Origin of the sequence: Kitasatospora sp. NPDC088861, assembly GCF_044750105.1 — a bacterium.
GTDB lineage: Bacteria > Actinomycetota > Actinomycetes > Streptomycetales > Streptomycetaceae > Kitasatospora.
Map to the genome: position 1 here is coordinate 440,282 of NZ_JBIVJF010000003.1, position 24,768 is coordinate 465,049.

The 24,768-nt window shown below is 71.7% G+C and carries 22 protein-coding genes and 2 riboswitches; of the genes, 14 read left to right on the forward strand and 8 right to left on the reverse strand.

The window, feature by feature from the left end:
• Positions 1–318 precede the first annotated feature (318 nt).
• The 4 genes from coxB to ACIP37_RS08735 all read left to right on the forward strand — a co-directional run bounded on the left by coxB (position 319) and on the right by ACIP37_RS08735 (position 4,803).
• Entirely contained in the window at positions 319–1,173 is an 855-nt protein-coding gene (coxB, locus tag ACIP37_RS08720) for a cytochrome c oxidase subunit II (RefSeq protein WP_363583012.1), read from the forward strand.
• The gene (gene ctaD / locus ACIP37_RS08725; RefSeq protein ID WP_063347291.1) at positions 1,170–2,945 is read left to right on the forward strand and encodes a cytochrome c oxidase subunit I; all 1,776 of its coding nucleotides are present in this window, start codon (positions 1,170–1,172) and stop codon (positions 2,943–2,945) included. Before coxB ends, ctaD begins: the two co-directional genes overlap by 4 nt.
• Positions 2,945–3,361: a cytochrome c oxidase subunit 4 gene (locus ACIP37_RS08730; RefSeq protein ID WP_063347290.1), complete on the forward strand. Its 417-nt coding sequence runs from the start codon at positions 2,945–2,947 to the stop codon at positions 3,359–3,361. Before ctaD ends, ACIP37_RS08730 begins: the two co-directional genes overlap by 1 nt.
• 179 nt (positions 3,362–3,540) lie before the next feature.
• Positions 3,541–4,803: an Ig-like domain-containing protein gene (locus tag ACIP37_RS08735; RefSeq protein WP_363583010.1), complete on the forward strand. Its 1,263-nt coding sequence runs from the start codon at positions 3,541–3,543 to the stop codon at positions 4,801–4,803.
• Between the two features lie 19 nt (positions 4,804–4,822).
• On the opposite strand, the gene ACIP37_RS08740 is transcribed toward ACIP37_RS08735, so the two are convergent.
• From ACIP37_RS08740 to ACIP37_RS08760, 5 genes are all read right to left on the reverse strand, one after another.
• Entirely contained in the window at positions 4,823–5,194 is a 372-nt protein-coding gene (locus ACIP37_RS08740) for a GntR family transcriptional regulator (protein ID WP_063347288.1), read from the reverse strand.
• Positions 5,195–5,300: 106 nt separating this feature from the next.
• Positions 5,301–6,953 (reverse strand): ubiquinol-cytochrome c reductase cytochrome b subunit, encoded by a 1,653-nt coding sequence (locus ACIP37_RS08745; RefSeq protein WP_363583008.1) that lies wholly within the window; start codon positions 6,951–6,953, stop codon positions 5,301–5,303.
• A complete protein-coding gene (locus tag ACIP37_RS08750) occupies positions 6,950–8,002 on the reverse strand; it encodes a Rieske 2Fe-2S domain-containing protein (protein WP_363583006.1) in 1,053 nt (350 codons plus the stop codon). Before ACIP37_RS08750 ends, ACIP37_RS08745 begins: the two co-directional genes overlap by 4 nt.
• An 8-nt stretch (positions 8,003–8,010) precedes the next feature.
• Entirely contained in the window at positions 8,011–8,820 is an 810-nt protein-coding gene (locus ACIP37_RS08755; RefSeq protein ID WP_063347285.1) for a c-type cytochrome, read from the reverse strand.
• Positions 8,821–9,007: 187 nt separating this feature from the next.
• Positions 9,008–9,628 (reverse strand): heme-copper oxidase subunit III, encoded by a 621-nt coding sequence (locus tag ACIP37_RS08760; RefSeq protein WP_063347284.1) that lies wholly within the window; start codon positions 9,626–9,628, stop codon positions 9,008–9,010.
• Positions 9,629–10,024: 396 nt separating this feature from the next.
• On the opposite strand from ACIP37_RS08760, the gene ACIP37_RS08765 reads away from it, so the two are divergent.
• From ACIP37_RS08765 to ACIP37_RS08775, 3 genes are all read left to right on the forward strand, one after another.
• Positions 10,025–10,450 carry a hypothetical protein gene (locus tag ACIP37_RS08765; protein ID WP_350886353.1) on the forward strand — a complete coding sequence of 142 codons (426 nt, stop codon included), beginning with the start codon at positions 10,025–10,027 and terminating at the stop codon, positions 10,448–10,450.
• Positions 10,451–10,570: 120 nt separating this feature from the next.
• Entirely contained in the window at positions 10,571–11,647 is a 1,077-nt protein-coding gene (gene trpD / locus ACIP37_RS08770; RefSeq protein WP_363583004.1) for an anthranilate phosphoribosyltransferase, read from the forward strand.
• Between the two features lie 107 nt (positions 11,648–11,754).
• Positions 11,755–11,872, forward strand: a riboswitch (SAM riboswitch).
• A gap of 53 nt (positions 11,873–11,925) precedes the next feature.
• A complete protein-coding gene (locus tag ACIP37_RS08775; RefSeq protein WP_363583002.1) occupies positions 11,926–13,305 on the forward strand; it encodes an aminotransferase class V-fold PLP-dependent enzyme in 1,380 nt (459 codons plus the stop codon).
• Between the two features lie 27 nt (positions 13,306–13,332).
• Here the strand turns inward: ACIP37_RS08775 and ACIP37_RS08780 are convergent, their stop codons facing one another.
• Entirely contained in the window at positions 13,333–13,614 is a 282-nt protein-coding gene (locus ACIP37_RS08780; protein WP_063347281.1) for an Lrp/AsnC ligand binding domain-containing protein, read from the reverse strand.
• A 41-nt stretch (positions 13,615–13,655) separates the two neighbouring features.
• Positions 13,656–14,438: a rhomboid family intramembrane serine protease gene (locus ACIP37_RS08785; protein WP_363618850.1), complete on the reverse strand. Its 783-nt coding sequence runs from the start codon at positions 14,436–14,438 to the stop codon at positions 13,656–13,658.
• A 201-nt stretch (positions 14,439–14,639) separates the two neighbouring features.
• On the opposite strand from ACIP37_RS08785, the gene ACIP37_RS08790 reads away from it, so the two are divergent.
• The 6 genes from ACIP37_RS08790 (at position 14,640) to ACIP37_RS08815 (ending at position 21,906) form a co-directional block, all read left to right on the forward strand.
• Positions 14,640–14,903, forward strand: a complete 264-nt coding sequence (locus tag ACIP37_RS08790) for a hypothetical protein (RefSeq protein ID WP_400805617.1) — start codon at positions 14,640–14,642, stop codon at positions 14,901–14,903.
• A 269-nt stretch (positions 14,904–15,172) separates the two neighbouring features.
• Positions 15,173–16,534 carry an NYN domain-containing protein gene (locus ACIP37_RS08795; RefSeq protein ID WP_400805698.1) on the forward strand — a complete coding sequence of 454 codons (1,362 nt, stop codon included), beginning with the start codon at positions 15,173–15,175 and terminating at the stop codon, positions 16,532–16,534.
• Between the two features lie 200 nt (positions 16,535–16,734).
• On the forward strand, positions 16,735–17,769 hold the full coding sequence (locus ACIP37_RS08800) for an NlpC/P60 family protein (protein WP_400805619.1): 1,035 nt from the start codon (positions 16,735–16,737) through the stop codon (positions 17,767–17,769).
• Positions 17,770–18,106: 337 nt separating this feature from the next.
• Positions 18,107–18,256: riboswitch (cyclic di-AMP (ydaO/yuaA leader) on the forward strand.
• Positions 18,257–18,266: 10 nt separating this feature from the next.
• Positions 18,267–19,412, forward strand: a complete 1,146-nt coding sequence (locus ACIP37_RS08805; RefSeq protein ID WP_400805620.1) for an NlpC/P60 family protein — start codon at positions 18,267–18,269, stop codon at positions 19,410–19,412.
• Positions 19,413–19,639: 227 nt separating this feature from the next.
• Entirely contained in the window at positions 19,640–20,686 is a 1,047-nt protein-coding gene (locus ACIP37_RS08810) for an NlpC/P60 family protein (RefSeq protein WP_363582992.1), read from the forward strand.
• A gap of 188 nt (positions 20,687–20,874) precedes the next feature.
• Positions 20,875–21,906, forward strand: coding sequence for a hypothetical protein (locus ACIP37_RS08815; protein WP_400805622.1), 1,032 nt, complete (start codon positions 20,875–20,877; stop codon positions 21,904–21,906).
• Between the two features lie 13 nt (positions 21,907–21,919).
• Here the strand turns inward: ACIP37_RS08815 and ACIP37_RS08820 are convergent, their stop codons facing one another.
• The gene (locus ACIP37_RS08820; RefSeq protein WP_400805624.1) at positions 21,920–23,359 is read right to left on the reverse strand and encodes a glycosyltransferase 87 family protein; all 1,440 of its coding nucleotides are present in this window, start codon (positions 23,357–23,359) and stop codon (positions 21,920–21,922) included.
• Between the two features lie 244 nt (positions 23,360–23,603).
• Here ACIP37_RS08820 and ACIP37_RS08825 point away from each other — a divergent pair, with 244 nt between their 5' ends.
• Positions 23,604–24,740 carry a glycosyltransferase family 4 protein gene (locus ACIP37_RS08825; protein WP_363582986.1) on the forward strand — a complete coding sequence of 379 codons (1,137 nt, stop codon included), beginning with the start codon at positions 23,604–23,606 and terminating at the stop codon, positions 24,738–24,740.
• Positions 24,741–24,768 lie beyond the last annotated feature (28 nt).

Below are 24,768 nucleotides of genomic sequence, written 5' to 3' on the forward strand. Positions count from 1 at the left end.
TACCGGCCGTCAGTCGATCACCCCGAATGTCCGCTTCGTCCGCGTCCGACGGACCGTCACCCGCGTGGTTCGAGGTCATCCCCCGATCGGGCGTAAGGACCTCGAATGCCTACGATGACCTGCGGCGCAGCCCCTGCCGGGCCTGATCGGGCGACCGGGCGGCGCGTTACCGGGGGCTGCCCGTCAGGAGCGCATAAGGCTGGAGTAGGGTTTGGCCCGCATAAGCATTCAAACCGTGCCCGTGGACGGGTCGCCGGGGAGGCTCACAATCCTCCGCGGGGCGACGCGAAGGCGGGCGAGACTTCGGGAAGGCGCTACGTGAGTCCCAACGGCTCCGACCGCTCGCCGCGGCGCACGATGCGGCGGAAGCTGCCTCAGGCGCTGGCACTGGGCCTCGTCATCGCGACCGCCACCGGCTGCTCGGCCAACGACCTCCCCAGGCTTGGCCTCCCGAGCCCCGTCACCAAGGAAGGGCCGATGGTCCTCCAGATGTGGCAGGGCTCCTGGATCGCGGCTCTGGTGGTCGGCGTACTGATGTGGGGTCTGATCATCTGGAGCGTGATCTTCCACCGGCGCAGCCGCACCGGCGTGGAGGTCCCCCCGCAGACCCGGTACAACGTGCCCATCGAGGCGCTCTACACCGCGGTCCCCATCATCATCGTGTCGGTGCTCTTCTACTTCGTCGCCCGCGACGAGTCGAAGCTGATCGCCGTCTCCGAGAAGCCGCAGCACACGGTCAACGTGGTCGGCTTCCAGTGGAGCTGGGCGTTCAACTACGAGAACACCGAGAACCCCGACCCGGCCAACAAGGACGCCGCGTACGACGTCGGTACGCCCAAGGAGGTTCCGACCCTCTGGCTGCCGGTCGACGAGTCGGTGCAGTTCCGGCTGACCTCGCGTGACGTCATCCACGACTTCTGGCCCGTCAACTTCATGATGAAGATGGACGTCGTGCCGGGCGTGGTGAACCGGTTCGAGGTCACCCCCACCGTCAAGGGCGAGTACATGGGCAAGTGCGCGGAGCTCTGCGGCACCGACCACTCGCGCATGCTGTTCAACGTCAAGGTCGTCGACCGCGCCGACTACGACAAGCACCTGGCGGACCTCCGGGCCAAGGGCCAGACCGGCGCGTTGCCCTCCGGCATCACGACCATGGGAAGTGAAGAGAAGTGACCATCCTCAACGAGCCCGCCGCGGCCGGCGGGGGCGCCGGGGCCGTCACGGTCGGGGCGCAGCGGACCCGCAAGCCGGGTTCGACCATCATCAAGTGGCTGACCACCACCGACCACAAGACGATCGGCACCCTGTACCTGGGTACGTCGTTCGCCTTCTTCCTGATCGGCGGCATCCTCGCGCTGGTCATGCGCGCCGAGCTGGCTCGTCCCGGGACCCAGATCCTGTCGAACGAGCAGTTCAACCAGGCGTTCACGATGCACGGCACGATCATGCTGCTGATGTTCGCGACGCCGCTGTTCGCCGGCTTCGCGAACTGGATCATGCCGCTCCAGATCGGCGCCCCGGACGTGGCGTTCCCGCGTCTGAACATGTTCGCGTACTGGCTGTACCTCTTCGGTTCGACCATCGCGGTGGCGGGCTTCCTGACCCCGAACGGCGCGGCCAACTTCGGCTGGTTCGCCTACTCCCCGCTGTCGGACGCGGTCCGTTCGCCGGGCGTCGGCGCCGACATGTGGATCATGGGCCTGGCCTTCTCCGGCTTCGGCACGATCCTCGGTGCGGTCAACTTCATCACCACGATCATCTGCATGCGCGCCCCCGGCATGACGATGTTCCGGATGTCGATCTTCGTCTGGAACGTCCTGCTGACCGCCGTGCTGGTCCTGCTGGCCTTCCCGGTCCTGGCCGCCGCGCTGTTCGCCCTGGAGGCGGACCGTAAATTCGGGGCCCACGTATTCGATCCCGCCAACGGCGGGGCGATGCTGTGGCAACACCTGTTCTGGTTCTTCGGCCACCCCGAGGTGTACATCATCGCGCTGCCGTTCTTCGGCATCGTGTCGGAGATCATCCCGGTCTTCAGCCGCAAGCCGATGTTCGGCTACTCCGGCCTGATCGCGGCCACCATCGCGATCGCCGGTCTGTCGGTGACGGTGTGGGCGCACCACATGTACGTCACCGGGCAGGTGCTGCTGCCGTTCTTCTCCTTCATGACCTTCCTGATCGCGGTCCCGACCGGTGTGAAGTTCTTCAACTGGGTCGGCACCATGTGGAAGGGCTCGCTGAGCTTCGAGACGCCGATGCTCTGGACGGTCGGCTTCCTGGTCACCTTCCTCTTCGGTGGTCTGACCGGTGTGCTGCTGGCCTCCCCGCCGATCGACTTCCACGTCTCGGACTCGTACTTCGTCGTCGCCCACTTCCACTACGTGGTCTTCGGCACCGTCGTCTTCGCGATGTTCGCCGGCTTCCACTTCTGGTGGCCGAAGATGACCGGCAAGATGCTGGACGAGCGCCTCGGCAAGATCACCTTCTGGACGCTGTTCTTCGGCTTCCACACCACCTTCCTGGTCCAGCACTGGCTCGGCGCGGAGGGCATGCCCCGCCGCTACGCCGACTACCTGGCCTCGGACGGCTTCACCACGCTGAACACCGTCTCGACCATCGGGTCGTTCGTGCTCGGCGCCTCGATGCTGCCGTTCCTCTACAACGTGTGGAAGACGGCCAAGTACGGCGAGAAGGTCGAGGTCGACGACCCGTGGGGCTACGGCCGTTCGCTGGAGTGGGCGACCTCCTGCCCGCCGCCGCGGCACAACTTCCTCACCCTGCCCCGGATCCGCTCCGAATCCCCGGCCTTCGACCTCCACCACCCGGAGATCGCCGCGCTGGACTACCTGGAGAACCACGGTGAGCCGGCCAAGCACCTCGCCGGCGTGACCCCGGCGAAGTACGACGCCCCGAAGCTGGACAAGGGCAAGAAGGAGGGCGACGTCTGATGAAGGAACAGGGAAAGATCTTCCTCGGCCTGGCCGTCTTCGTCCTCGCGATGGCCGTCACCTACGGCCTGTGGACCAACCACTCGGAGCACGGGATCGAGGCGGCCGGCACCACGGCGCTGTTCCTCGCCTTCGCGCTCTGCGCCTTCATCGGGTACTACCTCGCCTTCACCGCCCGCCGGGTGGACAGCGGCGCGGGTGACAACCCCGAGGCCGAGGTGGCGGACGACGCCGGCGAGCTGGGCTTCTTCGCCCCGCACAGCTGGCAGCCGCTCTCCCTGGCGATCGGCGGTTCGCTGGCGTTCCTCGGAGTGATCTTCGGCTGGTGGCTGCTGTTCTGGTCGATCCCGATCATCCTGATCGGCCTCTTCGGCTGGGTCTTCGAGTTCTACCGGGGCGAGAACCAGAACCAGTAGGTTCCCGGGTTCCGCCGACGACGACAGGGCCGGTCCTCCCGCACGGGGAGGACCGGCCCCGTTGCGTCTCCAGGGTGACGAAACCACTCACCCGGGTGAACGCGGGGTCGCTCCGATGTCGCTTCGGCCAGCCTCGTTCCTACGATCTGAGCAATCGTGCGGACCCTCGGAGGCGTTTCATGGCCGACAGGCGCGGAATCGCAGGTATCGGCGGCATCTCGCTGACCCTCGCAGTACTGGCCCCGCTGGCCGCCTGCTCGTCCGGCGGCGGCGAGGCGGTCGGCCCCCACCGGATCGACGCGGCCGCGTTCGTCCACCTCTCGGCCGAGGGCGGGGGCAAGGTCGACCCCTCCAAGCCGCTCACGGTGACGTCCGTGCCCGGCAGCCGGCTCACCGACGTCACCGTGACCGGCCCGGACGGCCGGGTGGTGGCCGGTCAGCTCGCCGAGGACCAGCACAGCTGGCAGACCACCGGCCGGCTGAAGGCCGACACCGACTACTCGGTGCGGATCGCCGCCGACGACGGCAAGGGCGGCCGCGGCGACACCACGGCGGACTTCAGCACCCTCGCCGCCCAGCGCCTGCTCACCGCCAAGCTGGGCCCGGACTCCTCCGGCAGCGGCATCTACGGCGTCGGCCAGCCGCTCACCGTGCAGCTCTCCGAGGCGGTGCAGGACCCGCAGGCCCGCCAGGAGGTCGAGCGCGTCCTGACCGTCAGCTCCCAGCCCGCCGTCACCGGCGCCTGGTACTGGGTGGGCGACAAGGAACTGCACTTCCGCCCGCAGGAGTACTGGCCGGCCGGCACCACCGTCTCGCTGGCCTTCGACGGCACCGGCGTCCGGATCGAGGACGGCCTCTACGGCGGCGACCGCAGCACGCTGGGCCTGCGGATCGGTGCCCGGGTCGAGACGGTGGTCGACGCGGCCGCCCACGTGCTCACCCTCAGCCGTGACGGCGAGCTGGTGCGGAGCATCCCGGTGACCACCGGCAAGCCCGGCTTCGACACCCGCAACGGCGTCAAGGTGGTGCTCGGCCAGGAGCGGTCCGTCCGGATGAACGGCGAGACGATCGGGATAAAGGCCGGGAGCTCGGAGTTCTACGACCTCAACGTGGAGTGGGCCACCCGCGTCACCTGGAGCGGCGAGTACGTCCACGCGGCGCCCTGGTCGGTCCGCTCGCAGGGCCTGGAGAACGTCAGCCACGGCTGTACCGGCATGAGCACCGAGAACGCCAAGTGGTTCTTCCAGAACACCAGGGTGGGGGACCTGGTGACGGTGGTGAACAGCCGCGGCGCCACCATGGAGCCGTTCGGCAACGGCTTCGGGGACTGGAACATCTCCTGGACGGACTGGGTCAAGCACAGCGCCCTCGGAGAGCCCGTCAGCACCACCGCGCCGGCCTCCCAGGCCCACGCCTCGGGGATGATCCGCCCGGAGGCCTGAGGGCCCCTGGAGCGCCTTCTCAGGCCTCCTGGTAGGCCAGCCGCAGGGCGGCGTCCACCGCGGCCAGCGCATCCGCCCGCGGGAGCCCGAGCCGGGTCGCCCGCTCGGCGTACTCGGCGGCGGCCGCGGCGGCCAGCCGGTGCGCGGTGTCGCCGGTGGCCGCGATCAGCGTGCCGCGCCGGCCGTGGGTCTCCACCACGCCGTCCGCCTCCAGCTCCCGGTACGCCCGGGCGACCGTCCCGGCGGCCAGCCCCAGCTCCTCGGCCAGGGCCCGGACGGTGGGCAGCCGCAGCCCGGTCGGCAGTTCGCCGGAACGGGCCCGCTCGGCGATCTGGGCCCGGATCTGCTCGTACGGGGGAGTGGCGGCGGCGGGGTCGACGGACAGCTGCACGGGAGCTCCTGGAGGGTGCGGACGGGGGACGGGAAAGCCCGAGGGCCGCTGACCAGAAGAACTCTGGTCAGCGGCCCTCGGGTGTGACGCTGCGGGGCGTACGGGATCAGTGGTGGCCGTGGCCGCTGGTGATCTCGTGGTGCTCCTCGGAGGTCGGCTTGGGGATCTGGGCGCTGCCGCCGTAGAAGCCGCGGGACAGCTTGGCCCGGGTGCGGCCGAGCAGGCCGGCCTTGCTGGCCACGCCGTTCTCGTCCGTCTGGGCCGGCAGCTCGACCGGCTGGACCTGCTCGTGCGCGGTGAGCTTGTACAGGTCCTTCTGCGGCAGCTGGGCGTGCACCTCGACGAACTCGCCGTGCGGCAGGCGCTTGATGACGCCCGTCTCGCGGCCGTGCAGCACCTTCTCCTTGTCCCGGCGCTGGAGGCCGAGGCACCAGCGCTTGGTGACGATGAAGGTGATGACCGGCACCGCGAAGAAGCCGACGCGGACGAAGTAGGTGATCGAGTTGATCGACAGGTGCAGGTGGGTGGCGAACAGGTCGTTGCCACCACCGACCAGCAGCACCAGGTACAGGCTGATCCAGGCGGCGCCGAGCGCGGTGCGGACGGGCGCGTTGCGCGGGCGGTCCAGGATGTGGTGCTCGCGCTTGTCGCCGGTGATCCAGCCCTCGATGAACGGGTAGACCGCGATCGAGACCAGGACCAGCGGGAAGATCATCAGCGGGATGAAGACACCCAGGTTCAGGGTGTGGCCCCACAGGCCGACCTCCCAGCCCGGCATGACGCGGATCAGGCCTTCGGAGAAGCCCATGTACCAGTCGGGCTGGGCGTCCGTGGACACCTGGTCCGGGCGGTACGGGCCGTACGCCCAGATCGGGTTGATCGTGGCGATCGCCGAGATGGCGGCGATCAGACCGAACACCAGGAAGAAGAAGCCACCGGCCTTGGCCATGTAGACCGGCATCAGCGGCATGCCGACGACGTTCTTCTCGGTCTTGCCCGGGCCCGCCCACTGGGTGTGCTTGTGGTAGAAGACCAGGATCAGGTGCGCCACCAGCAGGCCGAGCATGATGCCCGGGATCAGCAGCACGTGGATCGTGAAGAAGCGCGGCACGATGTCGTGGCCGGGGAACTCGCCCCCGAACAGGAACATCTGGATGTAGGTGCCGACCAGCGGGACGGCGAGGATCGCGCCTTCCATGAAGCGGATACCGGTACCCGACAGCAGGTCGTCCGGCAGCGAGTAGCCGAAGAAGCCGTCGAACATGCCCAGGATCAGCAGCAGGAAGCCGAAGACCCAGTTGATCTCACGCGGCTTGCGGAACGCGCCGGTGAAGAACACGCGCATCATGTGCACGAGCATCGCGGCCACGAAGACCAGGGCGGCCCAGTGGTGGATCTGCCGGATCAGCAGACCGCCGCGGACCTCGAAGCTGATGTCCACCGTCGAGGCGTACGCCTCGGACATCCCGATGCCCTTGAGCGGCACGTACGAGCCGTTGTAGACGACCTCGGCCATCGACGGCTTGAAGAACAGCGTCAGGTAGACACCGGTCAGGATGATGATGACGAACGTGTAGAGGCAGATCTCGCCCAGCATGAAGGACCAGTGGTCCGGGAAGATCTTGCGCAGGTTGGCCTTGGCGAGGGAGTAGATCCCCACCCGGCCGTCCGTCCAGTCAGCAGCGGCCTCCCACTTGTTGGCGGGCTTGGCGCGCGTGCTGGCGGGCTTGGCGGCACCGGTGGTGCTGCTCGTACTCATCGAGCACGCTCCCAGTAGCTCGGGCCGACGGGCTCGTCGAAGTCGCCGGTGGCGACCAGGTAGCCCTTCTCGTCAGTGATGATCTTCAGCTGCGGCAGCGGGTGGCCGGCCGGGCCGAAGATCACGCGCGCGCCGTCCGCCAGGTCGAAGGTCGACTGGTGGCAGGGGCAGAGCGCGTGGTGGGTCTGCTGCTCGTACAGGCTGATCGGGCAGCCGACGTGGGTGCAGATCTTGGAGTAGGCGAGGATGCCCTCGAAGGCCTTCTCCCGCGACCGGTCGTCCTTGATGTCGTCCGGCGCGATGCGCACCAGCATCAGGGCGTCCTTGGCGATCGCCTGCTGGAAGTCCTCGTCGTGGACGTGCAGACCCTCGGGCATGGCGAAGGTCAGCGAGCCGATGACGATGTCCTCGGCCTTCATCGGCAGGTTGGTGCTCATGTTGATGAGCTGCAGGGGCTTGGCCGGGGTCGCCTCGTTCCAGCCCGTCTCCTTCAGCTTCTTCTCGGGCAGCGGCCCGAGGTCGCGGAGCAGGACCACGCCGGAGAGCGGGACCAGCGCCATGGAGCCGATGAGGGTGTTGCGGATCATCTTGCGGCGGCCGAAGCCGGACTCGGCGGCACCGGTCTTGAACTGCTCGATGACGTCCGCGCGGACCTCGTCGTCAGCCTCGATCGGGTGGCGCTCGGCCGGCAGCTCGACGTCCGACATCAGCGTGCGGGCCCAGTGGACCGCACCCGCGCCGATCATGAACAGCGCGACGCCCAGGGTCAGGCCGAGCGCGAAGTTCAGCGCGCTGACGTGACCGAGCGGGAAGATGTAGACGATCTTGTCCGGGTCGATGGCCACGTACGAGGCGATGAAGCCGATGGTGGCGAGCATCGAGACCACGAACATCAGCGAGACCTGACGCTCGGCCCGCTGGGCGGCCCGCTCGTCGATGTCGGTGCGGCGGGGCTCGTGGGCCGGAAGGCCCGGGTCGGCGAACGGGTCGCCGTGCGCGGCGACGTCACCGGCGGAGCCGTGTGACTCCGGAAGCTTCTCTTCTGACATGTCGTGGCTCATGACTTCTTGGCCTTGGTGGTGTGGGCGGCGACCCAGATCGCGACCGCGATGAGCGTGCCGAGACCGAAGATCCAGCCGAACAGACCCTCGGTCACCGGACCGAGGCTGCCGAGCGTGAGACCACCGGGGTTGGGCTCATCGGAGGTGGTGTGGCGGACGAAGGCCACGATCTGCTTCTTCTGCTCCTCGGGCATGGTGGTGTCCGGGAACGACGGCATGTTCTGCGGGCCGGTCTGCATGGCCTCGTAGATGTGCTTGGCGTCCACGCCCTCCAGCGACGGGGCGTACTTGCCCTTGGTCAGGGCACCGCCCTGGCCGGCGAAGTTGTGGCACTGGGCGCAGTTGGTGCGGAACAGCTCGCCACCCTTGGAGATGTCGTCCGGGTTGGTCGAGGTGTACTGCTCCGGGGTCGGCGTCACCGGGCCGGGGCCGAGCGAGGCGACGAAGGCGGCGAGCTGGTCGATCTCCGCCTGCGAGTAGATGTTCTTCTTGCGCGGCACCTGGGCGCCGGGCTGCTGGGCCGGCATGCGGCCGGTACCGACCTGGAAGTCGACAGAGGCGGAGCCGACGCCGACCAGGCTCGGACCGTCGCTGCTGCCCTGGCCGTTCAGGCCGTGGCACGAGGAGCAGCCCACGGCGAAGAGCTTCTTGCCCTCATCGATCGCGAGCGACTGCGCGGCGACGTCGGCCTGCGCCTTGTCGGCGGGCGCGAACGCGGCGTACAGCCCCCCGGTTGCCGCCAGGGCGAGAAGTAGGACGACCAGCGCCGCCAATGGGTGGCGCCGTCGTGCGGAGAGCTTTTTCACGGAATAACCCCGGTGTCAGGATCTGGTCGACTGGTGGGTGCACCCGGCGGCCGGTCTGGCCGGCACGAGGCTGCCTGTCTAGGGCTGCGCGCGCGGTCGGTCGGTGGGAGCGTCGCCACCGGCAGAATCGGCCCGACGCCGGTGAGGGCGGGGACCGAAGCCGGTGGCCAGCGACCTGATCAGCTGGTTACTTGATCAGGTAGATGGTCGCGAACAGGCCGATCCACACGACGTCGACGAAGTGCCAGTAGTACGACACGACGATCGCGGCGGTGGCCTGCTCGTGCGTGAAGCGCTTGGCTGCGTACGTCCGTCCCAGGACCAGCAGGAAGGCGATCAGACCACCCGTCACGTGCAGACCGTGGAAGCCGGTGGTCAGGTAGAACACCGTGCCGTACGGGTCGGAGGACAGCGAGAGGCCGTCCTTCTTGACCAGCTCGGTGTACTCGAAGATCTGGCCGCCGATGAAGATCGCGCCCATCACGAAGGTGATGACGAACCACGAGCGGAGCTTCTTCACGTCCCCGCGCTCGGCAGCGAACACGCCGAGCTGGCAGGTCAGCGAGGAGAGCACCAGGATCGTGGTGTTGACCGAGGAGAAGGGCACGTTGAGGGCGTGCGCCTTCTCGGTCCAGAACTCGGCTCCCTTGACGGAGCGGAGCGTGAAGTACATCGCGAAGAGGGCCGCGAAGAACATCAACTCGGAACTGAGCCAGACGATCGTTCCGACGCTGACCATGTTCGGCCGGTTGACCGATCCGTGCGCGTGCCCGGTTTCTACTGCTGTTGCTGTCGCCACGACGGACATTATGTCGGTCCCTTATTCCGTCTTCACGCCGGGGGGTGTCCCTCGGAGTGTCCGGTGCGTGCGGTATGCCCCCCTGGAGGGCGGTGGGGGGTCCCAATGGCGGCTGAGCAGCGGCGTGTCCCTTTTCTGACGGTTCCTTCGGAGGGGCCTGCGACCCCGTTGCCCAGCGCGTCGTTGCACGCTTGGCGGAGCCTCCGGGGGTAATGCGCGGGCCCCTTATCGGCCGTACGGGTGGTCTGGACGGGTCCGGGTGACGGGCCGTCCTCCGGGCGGGTGAGTCGCGGGCGCGGCGGCTTGAGGAGGAAGGTCCGCGAGGGGGACTCGGCGACGGGTGATCGGGAGTAGCATCCGGATCAGGCGAACGTGGTCCGGATCACACTTGAGGGAGCAGGGCCCATGGCGTACACGACCGACGAGACGCTCACCGTCCTCGTCTACAGCGATGACCGCAACACCCGAGAGCAGGTGCTGACGGCACTCGGCCGCCGGCCCGTCGAGGACCTTCCGGAACTGTCCTACCTGGAGTGCGCGACCACCCCCGCGGTGCTGAAGGCACTGGAGAAGGGCGGCGTGGACCTCTGCATCCTGGACGGCGAGGCGGTGCCGGCCGGCGGGCTCGGGCTCGGCCGCCAGCTCAAGGACGAGATCTACGGCTGCCCGCCGGTGCTGGTGCTGATCGGCCGGCCGCAGGACTCCTGGCTGGCCGCCTGGAGCCGGGCCGACGCCGCGATCTCGCGCCCGGTGGACCCGGTGGCGCTGGCCGAGGCGGTCGCCACCCTGCTGCGGGCGCGGCTGGCCAAGCGGGCGCCCGTCAGCCGCTGAGCGGTGCCGTCTCAGAACTAGAGAAGACGCCGCCGGGGGAACCCCGCCGGTCGATAGGCTGACTCCATCCGTACGGACGTCCCCCCGCCGCGGGGAACCCGACAACAGCTGGAGTCAGCCATGGTGAACGTGAACCCTGCGAACGGTGGTACCGCACCCGCGCAGGTGGTCCGCACCTGGCCGGACGTCCTGGCGGCGCTGTTGAAGGGGGAGGACCTCGACCGCTCGGCCACCGCGTGGGCGATGGACCGGATCATGAGCGGCGAGGCGTCCCCCGTCCAGGTGGCCGGGTTCATGGTGGCGCTGCGGGCCAAGGGTGAGACGGTCGACGAGATCACCGGCCTGGTGGACGCGATGTACGCGCACGCCGAGCCGCTGGACATCCCCGGCCCGGCCGTGGACATCGTCGGCACCGGCGGCGACCGGGCCAAGACCGTCAACATCTCCACCATGTCGGCGATCGTCGCGGCCGCGGCCGGCGCCAAGGTGGTCAAGCACGGCAACCGGGCCTCCTCCTCGGCCAGCGGCTCCTCGGACGTGCTGGAGAAGCTCGGCGTCCGCCTCGACCTGTCGGCCCGGCGGGTCGCCGAGATCGCCGAGGAGGTCGGGCTGACCTTCTGTTTCGCGGCCAAGTTCCACCCGTCGATGCGGCACGCCGCCACCGCCCGGCGCGACCTCGGGGTGCCGACCGCGTTCAACATCCTCGGCCCGCTGACCAACCCGGCCAAGGTCACCTCGCACGCGATCGGCTGCTTCGACACCCGGCTCGCCGGACTGATCGCCGGCGTGCTCGCCCGGCGCGGCTCGACCGGCCTGGTCTTCCGGGGCGACGACGGCCTGGACGAGCTGACCATCACCACCACCTCGCAGGTGTGGATCGTGCGGGACGGGACCGTCACCGAGACCGCCTTCGACCCGCGGGACGTCGGCGTCGAGCTGGTCGGCATCGAGGCGCTGCGCGGGGCGGACCCCTCGTACAACGCCGAGGTCGCGCGGCGGCTGCTGGCCGGCGAGCGCGGGGCGGTGAGGGACGCCGTCCTGATGAACACGGCGGCGGCGCTGGTCGCGCTCGACCTGGGTGAGGCGCCGCTCACCGAACAGCTCGCGGCGGGCATGGCGCGGGCCGAGCGGGCCATCGACTCGGGCGCGGCGCAGGAGCTGCTGCGGCGTTGGTCGGAGGCCACCAGCCGGGTGTGAGGCGGTACTTGGGAGCCCGTGCCGGAACGCCGGCGCGGGCTCCTCGGCTGTCCGGATGGTGGATGCCTGTTTGACCACTCGCTGGGCGCGACCTAGAGTCTTGGCCAGGTCATGAGTGACAGCGTCAAGCCCCAGCTTGCTGTCCGGCAACCCTCCGTCCGTGGCGGGGTGCCCTGGGTGAGGACCGGGTCGCTCGGCGAATCGTCCGTGCGGCAAGCGCGGACGCCCGACGACTTAGCACTCCCGGGGTCCCACACCCCCAGAAGGAGTGCATCCTCATGTCGATCGCCACCGAAATCTGCGCCCCCCTCGCCGTCCTCGGCCACGACGTCCAGGTCCCGCTCGCCAGCGGCGAGAAGGTCGGGTACGCGGCCCTCGACTACGCGGCCAGCTCCCCGGCGCTCCAGCGGGTCTGGGACGACGTCTCCGCCTACGCCCCCTACTACGGCAGCGTGCACCGCGGCGCGGGGTACCTCTCCCAGCTGTCCACCGACCTGTTCGAGCAGAGCCGCCGCACCGTCGCCGAGTTCCTCGACCTGCGCGAGGGCGACCAGGTGGTCTTCACCCGGGCCACCACCGACTCGCTGAACCTGCTCGCCTCGGCCGTCCCGGCCGGGACCCGGGTGTTCGCCTTCGAGACCGAGCACCACGCCTCGCTGCTGCCCTGGGCGCACGCCGGGCTCGACGTCCACTACCTGCGCGCGCCGCGCTCGCACGCCGAGGCGGTCGCCGCCCTGGACGCCGCGCTCGCCGAGGCGCCCGAGGGCCCCAAGCTGCTCTGCGTCACCGGAGCCTCCAACGTGACCGGCGAGCTGTGGCCGGTCGCCGAGCTGACCGGGACCGCGCACCGGCACGGCGCCCGGGTGGTGCTGGACGCCGCCCAGCTGGCCCCGCACCACCGGGTCTCGGTGCGCGAGCTGGACGTCGACTGGATCGCCTTCTCCGGCCACAAGATCTACGCGCCCTTCGGCGCCGGCGTGCTGGCCGGCCGGGCGGACTGGCTGGACGCGGCCGACCCGTACCTGGCCGGCGGCGGGGCGACCCGGACGGTGGCCCGGGGGACCGACGGCTCGGTGGCCGTCCAGTGGCACTCCGGTCCGGCCCGGCACGAGGCCGGCTCGCCGAACGTCATCGGCGCCTACGCGATCGCCTCGGCCTGCCGGGCGCTGAGCGAGGCGGGCTTCGACGTGCTGGAGGCCCGGGAGCGGCAGCTGATCGCCCGGCTGACCGCCGGGCTGGCGGAGATCCCGCAGGTCAAGGTGCTGACCCTGTTCGGCGCCGAGGCGGCCCGGGTGGGCGTGCTGTCCTTCGTCGTCCAGGGCTGGAACAGCTCGCACTTCTCGGCCGCGCTGTCCGCCGAGTACGGCATCGGGGTCCGCGACGGCCTGTTCTGCGCGCACCCGCTGCTGCGCACCCTGCTCGGGGACGAAGAGGTCTCCCCCTCCGAGTGCGGGGCGCCCGAGCCGTCGCTGCCCGGCGAGCGCAGCCTGAACGCGATCCGGGTGAGCTTCGGGGCCGGGACCCCGGACGAGCACGTCGACCGCTTCCTGACCGCCGTGCGCGAGCTGGTCACGGACGGTGCCGCGTGGAACTACCGCAACGAGGGCGGGCGCTGCGTCGCCACCGTGCAGGTCGACCGGGGGCGTCAGCAGGGCTGAGGGGCCCGGTCGGCGGGGCCGAGGGGCCTACTCGTCCAGGCCGAGGGCGAAGGCGGCCTCGAGGTCGTGCTGGGAGTAGGTGCGGAAGGCGATCTGGGTCTCGGTGTGGGCCACGCCCGGGACCTTGTTCAGCCGGCCCGGGATGACCGCGGCCAGATCGTCGTGCCGGCGCACCCGGACCATCGCCACCAGGTCGTAGCCACCGGTCACCGAGTACACCTCGCTGACGCCCTCGATGGCCGCGATGGCTTCGGCGATCTCCGGGATGCGGTCGACACTGGTCTTGATCAGGACGATGGCGGTGATCACTGTTCGGGCTCCTTTGTGGGGTGCCGCCAGCGTATCGGGCGTCAGCCGGGTCGTCTCGGGGGGTGGCTGACCGCCGTGCAGGCGTAGAGGAAGCCCGCCGAGAAGCCGATCACGTGAACCAGATAGGCCACCCCGGGCCCGGCCGAGTGGACCGACCACCACTGCAGGGCGAACCAGAGGCCGAGCACCAGCCAGGCCGGGAAGCGCAGCGGCAGGAACAGCAGCAGCGGGACGAGCGTCGTCACCCGGGCGCGCGGATGGAAGCGCAGGTAGGCGCCGAGGACGGCGGAGATCGCGCCGGAGGCGCCGATCAGCACCCGGGTGGAGCCCGGGGAGTGCGCCTCGGCGAGGGCGAAGCCGTACGTGGCCAGGCTGCCGGCGGCCAGGTAGAAGACGGCGAACCGGGCCCGGCCCAGCCGCCGTTCGACGGTGGGGCCGAAGACGTGGAGGAAGAGCAGGTTGCCCAGCAGGTGCAGCCAGCCGGCGTGCACGAAGAGCCCGGTGAGGACGGACAGCGCCGGGTGCTTGCCCGGGGTGGGCGCGGCCGGGCAGCCCGGGGCCGGGTCGGGGGCCTGGGCCAGCTGCTCGGCGGTCAGCGGGCGGCCGGCCAGCACCTCGGCGGGGATGACGCCCCAGCGCTGCTCGTACCGCTGCTCCGCGCAGAGCCGGGACTGGCCGGTGCCGTACAGCGGGTTGAGCCCGGCGGCCGGGCCCAGCAGGAACACCAGGGTGTTGACCGCGATCAGGGCGTAGGTGACCGCCGGGGCGGGCACGGACGGGTGCTCGCCCCGCGCGTCGGTGTGCCCGGGGGCCGTCAGTGCCATGCGGCCAAGCATCCCTCCGTGTCGGGCGTGTGACACGGCCTTGTACGGCAGGTGGACTAGCCCGCTCGTTCTCCTGACTGGTGGCCGGGATGGTTGCCTCAGGCAATAGGCTTGGGGCGGGCAATCCCGCCTCCCGCCGCCGACGCCGGGGCTCCGGGGGGAGCGCCTAGCCCACCCAGGGACCACCCGAGAGGACCCCCGATGACCGTCCCCGCCCTGACCGCCGAGACGCGCTGGCGCTGCACCCTGTGCGGAAACCTCACCCGCTTCGACGTGACCCGCACCGCGCGGGTCACCGAGTTCCTGCACTTCGACCTGGCCGGCGAGTCCAAGGTCGAGGATACCGAGGTGCTGAGCGAGACGATCGAGTCGGTGCGCTGCCGCTGGTGCAACGCCGTGGACCAGGTCGAGCTGGTGGCCCGTCCGGGCGCCGAGAACGCGGAGGCCTCCGCCGACCAGGGCTGACGCCCGACGGCGCGGGGGCGGGTGCGCGGCGCGCCTGCCCGCCGCGCTGGGACAATACAGACAGGACGCACGGAGCGTGACGACAGGGCGGCGGCCGCGGGCCGTGACCCCGTAGGACCAGGATCGGAGCCGAGGACGTGGTGGACGCAGCGAGGGAGCCCGCCGAAGCGCAGGGGCTTCAGCCCGCTGCGGCCGTGCAGGCGCGGGCCGCCGACGCGGCTCCGTCCGAGCCCGCGGCCGTCGGCGGGGCGGCGGGTTCCGATGAGTCGGTGGGCCCCGGCGGGGCGGCGGGTTCCGGCGAGGTGGCGCCGGAGCGTGGTGCCGAGAAGCTGGACCGGCCGCTGCCCGAGGGCGTGCGCCGGCGCGTGGTCGGCCTGGCCTCGGACGCGCTCGGCGGGCTGCCGCCTGGCGAGCTGCCGCAGAGCCTGCGCCAGTACGTCAAGTTCACCCCGGCCCGGCGGGCCAAGTACGCGGCCACGGCGCTGGCCGCGGCGCTGGAGTCGGAGCCGGCGTTCCGGGTGCGGATAGCGGAGCGGCTGAGGCTGGGCCAGCCGGACCTGGTGAAGGCGTTGGAGTCGGGCAGCGTTCCGGGCGCCGCCGATCCGATGGACGTCGCGGCCGCCGCCTACCTGGTGCGGTCGGCCGGCTGGAGCCGGCTGGTGGCCGAGGCCGGGGAGGAGGCCGAGCGGGCCGGCGCCGAGGGCGCGGCCGCCGAGGCCACCCGGCTGGCGGAGAAGTTGCAGGCGGAGCTCGCCGAGCTGCGGTCCGCCGCCCGGGCGGACCTGGAGCGGCAGCGCGCGGAGTCCGAGGACGTCCGCCGGGAGGCCGAGTCGCTGCGGAAGAAGGTGCGCTCGCTGGAGAGCGACACCCGCCGGGCGCAGGCCGAGACCAGGCGGCTGACCGCCGAGCTGGAGGCCGCGAGGGCGCAGGCGGCCGCCGAGCGTGGCGCCGCGGAGTCCGAGGCACGGCGGCTGCGGCACCGGGTCGGCGAGCTGGAGACGGCGGCCGAGCAGGGCCGCCGGTCGGCCCGCGAGGGCCGCAGCGTCGAGGACATGCGGCTGCGGCTGCTGCTGGACACGGTGCTGCAGTCGGCGCAGGGGCTCCAGCGGGAGCTGGCGCTGCCGGTCTCCCAGATCCGGCCGGGGGACCTGGTGGAGGCGGTGGTGCCGGGTGCGGCCTCGCCGCACGACGTGGCCCGGCGCGGTCTGGCCGACGACGATCCGGCGCTGCTGGACCAGCTGCTGGCGATCCCGCAGGTGCACCTGGTGGTGGACGGCTACAACGTGACCAAGACGGGCTATCCGACGCTGCCGCTGGAGCAGCAGCGGATCCGGCTGCTGGGCGGGCTGGCGATGCTGGCCCAGCGCACGCAGGCGGAGGTCACCTGCGTGTTCGACGGGCAGGACCTGGACGTTCCGGTGATCATGGCGCCACCGCGCGGGGTGCGGGTGCGGTTCAGCCGGACCGGCGAGACCGCGGACGAGCTGATCCGCCGTCTGGTGCGGGCCGAGCCGCAGGGTCGTCCGGTGGTGGTGGTGTCCACCGACCGGGAGGTCGCGGAGGGCGTGCGGAAGGCCGGCGCGCGCCCCGTGGCTTCCGTTCTGCTGCTGAACCGGCTGGCGCGGCCCTGACGGCTGCCGCGGCGGGATGAGGCCTGGTCAGCGCCCGGTTTGCGGCGGTGTGCACATCCAGTGAAGCCTGCGGGGGAAGTGGAGTTCACGCCTTCGGGGGAGTGGCAAAACCCGTGGATCTTCCCTAGGGTGTGGCGTCAAACCTATTTTCCGGATTCTCACCTGATCGGGTGAGGCCGATGGAAGAAGGAGCAATTCCCTTGGCCTCCCACCGCCGTCCCAAGCAGCCGAGCCGCGCCCGGGTCTCCGTGCTCACCGCTGCCGCGGCGACCGCGGTCGCCCTCTCCGCGCAGGTCGCCGCGCACGCCGCGCCCCAGCCGAGCAAGACCGACGTCAAGGCGCAGATCGACCAGCTCCAGCAGGACCAGGAGCAGGCGGCGGAGAAGTACAACGGCGCCAAGGAGCGGGCCGACCAGCTCCGCAAGCAGTCCGACCAGCTGCAGGACAAGGTGGCCCGCAGCCAGGACGAGATGACCCAGCTCCAGACCGGCCTGGCCGGCGTGGCGGGCGAGCAGTACCGCACCGGCGGCATCGACCCGTCCGTCCAGCTGATGCTCTCCTCGGACCCGTCGGGCTACCTGGAGAAGGCGTCCAGCGCCCAGCAGGCCAGCGCCAGCGAGTCGGAGGCGCTCAAGGGACTGCTGGACCAGCAGCGCCGGCTGGACCAGGAGAAGTCCGAGGCCGCCGCCGTCCTGGCCTCGCTCGACTCCACCACCAAGGACCTGAACCAGGCCAAGACGGACGTCAACCAGAAGCTGAAGGCCGCGCAGGACCTGCTGAACTCGCTCAGCGCCTCCGACCGCGCCGCGCTGCGGGCCCAGCAGCAGCAGGACGACCGCGCCTCGCGCGGCAGCGACCGTGCCGACCTCGGCAGCCTCCCGCAGGCCGGCGGCTACGCGGGCGTGGCCGTGGCCAAGGCGATGAGCAAGCAGGGCTCGCCGTACGTGTGGGGCGCCACCGGCTCGACCACCTTCGACTGCTCGGGCCTGATGGTCTGGGCGTACGGCCAGGCCGGCGTCTCGCTGCCGCGCACCTCGCAGGAGCAGGGCAACGTCGGCACCAGGGTCTCGCTGGACCAGGCCCAGCCGGGCGACCTGGTCATCTACGGCCCCGACCGGCACCACGTCGGGATGTACATCGGCAACGGCATGGTGGTGCACGCGCCGCACACCGGTGACGTGGTGAAGGTGATGAAGGTCGACGCGATGCAGATCAACACGATCCGCCGGGTCTGACGTCCCGACACGCCCGAAGGGCCCGTCCGGGCCTGTGATCCACGCCACCCTCGGACCGGGGGTGGCGTTCGGGTTTTGTCCGCAGCGTGACTCCCCGATGAAGAGTGATCAGCTTTACGTACGGCGGTGATCACTATGTGTCATATTCACAAAAGAACTTTGGTCTTCTTCCGTCTTTTTTCTGACAAGGATTTGAACGGATCACGGTTCAGTTACTAGGGTCGTGCCCCGAACCACCGCACTCCCGATCGCCCAGCCAGGGTGGCGGCGGTGGTTTCCGTCGAGTTCGTGACGCAGCGGGGCGGGCCCAGTGCCTGCCCGACGGGGAGCCCAGCAGTCGGGGGTGCTGTCGAACGGAGCCGGGGAACCACGTTCCTCCGGGGTGAATCGGCGCCAGGTCGGCCGGTGGAACGGCCGTGAGGCGTCGTAGGGCACGCTTCCGGCCCGAACCCGTCAGCTCACCCGGTAGACGGCGTAGGAAGAAGGAGTCCGCCTTCGTGGCGTCCCATCGTCGTCCCAAGCCCGCCAGTCGCACCCGGGTCTCGATCCTGACCGGCTTCGCCGCGGCGGCCGTCGCGCTGTCCGCGCAGTCCGGCGCCCACGCCGACCCGCAGCCGACCAAGGACCAGGTCAAGGAGCAGGTCGACCAGCTCAACGACCAGGCCGAGGTCGCGACCGAGAAGCTCAACGCCGCCCAGGAGAAGCAGCAGCAGCTGCAGAAGCAGGTCACCGACCTGCAGGACCAGGTGGCGCGGCAGCAGGGACAGGTGACCGACCTCCAGGGCGGCCTGGCCGAGATCGCCGGCGAGCAGTACCGCAACGGCGGCATATCCCAGACCGTCCAGCTGATGTTCTCCGCCAGCCCGGACACCTTCCTGAGCCAGGCCGACACGCTGAACCAGGCCGGCGGCACCCAGAAGGGCCAGCTCAAGCAGCTCCAGGACGAGCAGCGCAAGCTCGACCAGGTGCGCTCCGAGGCCCAGGGCAAGCTCGCCGAGATGGAGACCACCACCCAGCAGCTGAAGAGCGCCAAGGACGAGGTCCAGGGCAAGCTCAAGGCCGCGCAGGACCTCTTCAACACCCTGTCCGAGCAGGAGCGCCAGGCGATCCGCGCGGCCGAGGAGAAGGCCGCCGCCGACGCCAAGGCGAAGGCCGACGCCGCGGCGAAGGCCGCCCAGCAGCAGGCGGCGGCCCAGCAGGCCGCCGACCGCTCCTCCCGCGACAACAGCCGCACCGACCTGAGCGCGTCGCAGGCCCCCGCCGCGCCGGTCACCAAGCCGAGCGCCGGCAGCTCGCGCGGCGCCGCGGCGCTGTCCATCGCCGCCTCCAAGATCGGCAGCCCGTACGTCTACGGCGCCTCCGGCCCCGGCTCCTTCGACTGCTCGGGCCTGATGGTCTGGGCGTTCAACCAGGTCGACGTCTCGCTGCCGCGCACCTCGCAGGAGCAGGCCCACGCCGGTACCCGGATCGGCACCGACCTCTCCCAGGCCCAGCCCGGCGACCTGCTGATCTTCTACGGGGACGCCCACCACGTCGGCATCTACGCGGGCAACGGCCAGGTGCTGCACGCGCCCAAGCCGGGCGCGTCGGTCCGCTACGAGGCCGTCGGCAACATGCCGCTGACCTCCATCGTGCGGGTCTGATCCCCGCTCAGGCCCTCCCAGGCCCGGCCTTCCACCACGGAAGGCCGGGCCTGCGGCTTTTCCGGCGTCTCGGACTGATGTCCGATTGCGGGTCAAATATTCGGGTTGGCAGGGGTTTGGACTCGGTTGCCCGGACTCGCTAACGTCTGCCACCGGACTCCGCTTCCAGGGCCGCCCGCGTTGGGGCGGCGGCGGGGCCCCACCGCCGGATCGGAGCCGCTGCCGCCATGCCCGTGCACCGTCGTTCCCAACTGCTCGCCCGTGCGCTGGTGCTGACCGCGGCCGCCGCCACCGCCCTGGGTGTGACGACGGGCGGCAGCGCCCAGGCCGCCCCCGCCGCGCCGGACACGCCCACCCGCAAGGACGTCAAGGCGCAGGTGGAGCAGCTCTACGGCGAGGCCGAGCAGGCGTCCGAGAAGTACAACGCCGCCCAGGAGGCGCAGCAGCGGCTCCAGGGCGAGACGACCGTCCTCCAGGGCGAGATCGCCGTCGCCCAGGACCAGCTCAACCAGTTGCGCGGCGACCTCGCCACCGTGGCCGGCGCCGAGTACCGCGGCGGCGGCATGGCCCAGACCGTCCAGCTGATGCTCTCCACCGACCCGGAGGGCTACCTGTCCCGGGCCCGCACCCTCGACCAGGCCGCCGAGCGGCAGCAGGAGACCCTGCACGAACTGGCCACCCGCCAGCGCCGGCTCGACCAGCGCCGCACCGAGACCGCCGGCAAGCTCGCCGAACTCGACCAGGCCCGCCGCTCGCTCGCCGACAGCAAGCAGCAGATCCAGCAGCGGCTCACCGAGGCCCAGCGGCTCCTCAACAGCCTGGGCGTCGCCGAGCGGGCCCGGATGGCCGCCCAGGACGCCCGGGAGGCCGAGCAGCGCGCCACCCGGGGCACCGACCGGCTGGACCTCGGCACGGCCCCGCCCGCCTCCGAGCGCGGGGCGGCCGCGCTGGCGGCCGCGGTGCGGATGATCGGCTCGCCCTACCTCTACGGATCCACCGGGCCCCGCGCCTTCGACTGCTCCGGTCTGATGTACTACAGCTGGCGGCAGGCCGGAGTGACCCTGCCGCGCACCTCGCAGGCCCAGGCGTACGCCGGGCAGCGGGTCAGCCTCTCCGAAGCGCGGCCGGGAGACCTGGTGATCTTCTACCGGGACATGCACCACGTCGGGATGTACGCCGGCGGCGGGGTGATCGTGCACGCCCCCTACCCGGGCGCCAAGGTCCGCTACGAGAGCGTCAACGCGATGCCGGTCGCGGGGGTGGTCCGGCTCTGAGCCCGGCACCGTCCGACCCCGACGCCCCCCACCCGATAGACGGCGCCCGCCGGACGCTGTCCCGGCGCGGTGCGCTGCTGCTCGCGGCCGGCGGGCTGGCCCAGCTGTCGCTGCCGCCGGCGGCCCCGGCGGCCCCCTCCGCGGCCGGGCGGGCGTCGGACCGGTGGGCGTCGGACCGGCGGGCCGAGGTGGCCGCGCTGCTGGACGCGCGGGCCCGGGCGCTGCCCTCCTGGTCCGGACCGGCGGCGATCGAGGCCGGCTACCGCAACCTGGTGCTCGGCGCGGACGCCGGACCGGAGCGGCTCACGGCCGCCGCCGACCTGGCGGTCCGGATCACCGGGTACGACGACTACCCGGTGGTGTACCCGCGCCGGATCGACCTGGTCCTGGCCGGCGGCGGCTGGCGGGTCGACCGGGAGGAGAGCGCGAGCGGGCCCCCGGCGCTCTGGGACCTCGGCTCCGCCCGGTCCGCGGCGGGCGCGCACTGCCTGGTGCTCGGACTGGCCGACGGGCCCGACCCGGCCGGTCTGGTCGCGGTGGCCGACCGGGCCGCACCCGCCGTGAGCGAGGTCTGGGGCACCGGCTGGGCGGGCCGCCTGCTGCTCGAAGTACCCGCCACCGCGGAGCAGTTCGCCCGGCTGCTGGAGGTCGACCCGGCGGGCTGGGCGGGCATGGCAGCGGTCACCTCGGCCGCCCCCGGCGCGCCCTGGCACACCCCCGCCGACCGGGTGCTGGTCAACCCCGGCACGTTTGGGCGGCTCAGCGACTTCGGCCGGCAGGTGGTCGTCACCCACGAGGCCACCCACGTCGCGACCAGGGCCGACACCCGGGCCTGGACACCGCTCTGGCTCTCCGAGGGCGTCGCCGACTGGACCGCCTACCGGGGCTCCGGCCGGCGCCCGCAGCAGATCGCCCCCGAGCTGGCCCGGGACGTCGCCGCCGGCCGGCTGCCCACCGCGCTGCCCGCCGACCGGGACTTCACCGCGGGGGCCGACGGCATCGCCCAGGCGTACGAGCAGGCCTGGCTCGCCTGCGAGCTGATCGCCCGGCGCTACGGGCCCGAGCGGCTCGTGGCGTTCTACCGGGCGGTCGGCGCGGCCGACGGGCAGGGGGAGGACCGGGACCGCCGGCTGGACCGGCTGCTCCGGGCCGGACCGGGCGTCGGCCTGGCCGAGTTCACCCGGCTCTGGCTGGACGAGGTGGCCGCGCTGCGCGATTGAAGGCGCGCGTCGTTCAGCGCCGCTGCCTGGCCGGGGTGCCGGGCCGCTGCCTGGCCGGGGTGCCGGGCCGGTCGATGCCGTCCAGCAGGTCCTGCTCGTAGGCGATGCCGGGGCGCACCGGGTAGGCGCCGGCGGGCACCGGCTCGGGCTTGGCCAGCACCACCGTCGCCGGGAGCTGTGCCGGGCCGCGGGTGGCGCGCCAGAGCCGGACGCAGGAGAGCACGGTGGCGGCCAGCAGCAGCAGGTTGCGCAGGCTGAGCACGGTGACGCCCCAGGGCTCGCTGGCGAGGATCCGGCTGAACATCAGCGGGAACTCGGCCAGCGTCAGCGGGCAGGCGAACAGGATCAGCAGGGCCACCGGCCGCTGGCTGCTGTTGCGCACGGTCAGGCAGACGGCGGCGACGCCGATCAGCCAGACCAGGTACTGCGGGCTGATCACCCGGCTGGTGACGGTGAAGATGAGCAGCGCGCTGAGCGCCGCGTCGTACATGGTGGCCGCGTTGCGGCGCTTGGCGGTGAAGCGCCAGAGCAGCAGCCAGGCGAAGCCCAGCACGGTGCCGGCCATCATCACCTTGCTGATCACGGGGACCCACGGCCCGAGCATCTCCGGGGAGCCGTAGTTCATGGTGACCCTGCCGTCCCAGGCGTCCGCGAGCCGGGCGAAGTGCAGCGGCAGCGCGCCGAGCGACTCCACCTCGATGCCGCGTTCCTTCTGGAAGGCGAGGAAGCCGAAGGCGCCGTTCATCCCGGCCGCGAGCAGGAAGCCCACCGAGACGGCGGTGGCCGCGGCCAGCGTCCAGGCGCGGCGGGTGCGGCGGCCGGAGGGGGTGCCGATCAGGGCGAGCAGCGGCCAGATCTTGATGATCCCGCCGAGGCCGAGCAGCATCCCGCCGATCGCCGGGCGGCGGATCAGCGCCAGCAGGCCGGCCAGGGCGATCGCGGTGACGATGATGTCCAGCCGGTTGTAGACCATCGGGCCGAGCAGCGGCACGGCCACCACCCACATCCAGGCGCCGGTCAGTGCCCGGCCCCGGCGCAGTCCGGTGCGGACCAGCAGGGCGGTGGCGGCGACGTCGGCGATCCCGCAGATCACCCAGAAGGAGACCAGGTACGACCAGGGCAGCAGGCCGGGCAGCAGGATCACCAGGGCCGCGCCGGGCGGGTACTGCCAGGTCACGTCGTCGAACGGGAAGGTGCCGGTCTGCAGGACGCCGTACCAGGCGTGGTAGATCATCCAGACGTCGGCGGTGATGTCCCCGCCGAGCCCCTTGACCACGCCGGTCATCAGCAGCACCAGCACCGTCCGGGTGGCCACCCAGGTGGCGCCGAGTGCGGCGAGCGCCCCGAACGGCCGGCCGGGGGCACGGGCCGGCTCCTGCCGGGCGGCCGGCGTCGGGCCGGGGCCGGCCGCGCCGCTGGGTGTACCGGACTCGGTGGCCGGGGCCAACTCCACTGCGCTCCCTCGTTCGTCTCGGACGTCCCACCGGAGGCGCCGCGCGACGGACGCCCGGGCGGTCGGAGGGGCGGGCACGGCACGCTGGGCCGGGCCGCCACCGGCCGCCTAGGTTCTAGGACTGACCCGGGGGTGAAACGGTTGCCGTGCGCGGATCCGTTCCCGGCGGGTCATGGTGTTGACCTATCGTACGGATCACCCAGCGGTACACCGAGCACCCCCCGACAAGCGAGCCGTGGCCTGAATGCACCGAACCTTGATCGTCACCAACGACTTCCCGCCCCGCCCCGGCGGCATCCAGGCCTTCGTGCACAACATGGCTGTGCGTCAGCCCGCCGGGAGCATCGTGGTGTACGCCTCCACCTGGCGGGACGGCAGCGAGGTGGCCCGCTTCGACGCCGAGCAGCCGTTCCCGGTGATCCGGGACCGGACGAAGGTGATGGTTCCCACACCGCGGGTCACCCGGCGGGCCGCCGAGATCCTGCGGGCGGAGAAGTGCGACTCGGTCTGGTTCGGCGCCGCCGCCCCGCTCGGGCTGATGGCGCCCGCGCTGCGCCGGGCCGGTGCGGCGCGGCTGCTCGGCATGACCCACGGGCACGAGGCCGCCTGGGCCCAGCTGCCGGCCGCCCGGCAGCTGCTGCGGCGGATCGGCGCGGGCACCGACGTGCTGACCTACCTGGGGGAGTACACCCGGTCCCGGATCGCGGGCGCGGTCGGGCCGCAGGCCGCGGCCCGGATGGTGCAGCTGCCGCCGGGCGTGGACGAGACGACCTTCCACCCGGGCTCGGGGGGCGCCGAGGTGCGTCGCCGGCTCGGGCTGGCGGACCGGCCGGTGGTGGTCTGCGTCTCCCGGCTGGTGCCGCGCAAGGGCCAGGACACGCTGATCGAGGCGATGCCGCAGATCCTCGCCGACGTGCCGGACGCCGTGCTGCTGATCGTCGGCGGCGGCCCGTACCGGGCGGACCTGGAGAAGCTGGCCGACGCCAAGGGGGTCCGGGCCTCGGTGCGCTTCACCGGCTCGGTGCCGTGGGAGGAGCTGCCCGCCCACTACGGGGCCGGGGACGTCTTCGCGATGCCCTGCCGGACCAGGCGCGGGGGGCTGGACGTCGAGGGCCTGGGCATCGTCTACCTGGAGGCCTCGGCGACCGGTCTGCCGGTGGTCGCCGGCGACTCCGGCGGCGCGCCGGACGCGGTGCTGGAGGGCGAGACCGGGTACGTGGTGCCGGGCGGCTCGGCCGCCGCGGCCGCCGAGCGGATCGTCCGGCTGCTGGGCGACGAGGAGCTGCGGCGGCGGATGGGCGAGGCCGGGCGGCGCTGGGTGGAGCGCTCCTGGCGCTGGGACCTGCTGGCCGGGCGGCTGACCTCGCTGTTGGCGGCCTAGACCGGGCTCGGACCCGTGAGCGGGCCCC

What these genes read in the sequence shown, in the direction of transcription:
- ACIP37_RS08785 (WP_363618850.1), bottom strand. Translation starts at nt 14,438, where the DNA reads ATGGCACTGACGGCCCCCGGGCACACCGACGCGCGGGGCGAGCACCCG.
- ACIP37_RS08765 (WP_350886353.1), top strand. Translation starts at nt 10,025, where the DNA reads ATGGCGTACACGACCGACGAGACGCTCACCGTCCTCGTCTACAGCGAT.
- ACIP37_RS08790 (WP_400805617.1), top strand. Translation starts at nt 14,640, where the DNA reads ATGACCGTCCCCGCCCTGACCGCCGAGACGCGCTGGCGCTGCACCCTG.
- ACIP37_RS08760 (WP_063347284.1), bottom strand. Translation starts at nt 9,628, where the DNA reads ATGTCCGTCGTGGCGACAGCAACAGCAGTAGAAACCGGGCACGCGCAC.
- ACIP37_RS08825 (WP_363582986.1), top strand. Translation starts at nt 23,604, where the DNA reads ATGCACCGAACCTTGATCGTCACCAACGACTTCCCGCCCCGCCCCGGC.
- ACIP37_RS08730 (WP_063347290.1), top strand. Translation starts at nt 2,945, where the DNA reads ATGAAGGAACAGGGAAAGATCTTCCTCGGCCTGGCCGTCTTCGTCCTC.
- trpD (WP_363583004.1), top strand. Translation starts at nt 10,571, where the DNA reads ATGGTGAACGTGAACCCTGCGAACGGTGGTACCGCACCCGCGCAGGTG.
- ACIP37_RS08745 (WP_363583008.1), bottom strand. Translation starts at nt 6,953, where the DNA reads ATGAGTACGAGCAGCACCACCGGTGCCGCCAAGCCCGCCAGCACGCGC.
- ACIP37_RS08810 (WP_363582992.1), top strand. Translation starts at nt 19,640, where the DNA reads ATGCCCGTGCACCGTCGTTCCCAACTGCTCGCCCGTGCGCTGGTGCTG.
- ACIP37_RS08750 (WP_363583006.1), bottom strand. Translation starts at nt 8,002, where the DNA reads ATGTCAGAAGAGAAGCTTCCGGAGTCACACGGCTCCGCCGGTGACGTC.
- ACIP37_RS08775 (WP_363583002.1), top strand. Translation starts at nt 11,926, where the DNA reads ATGTCGATCGCCACCGAAATCTGCGCCCCCCTCGCCGTCCTCGGCCAC.
- ACIP37_RS08735 (WP_363583010.1), top strand. Translation starts at nt 3,541, where the DNA reads ATGGCCGACAGGCGCGGAATCGCAGGTATCGGCGGCATCTCGCTGACC.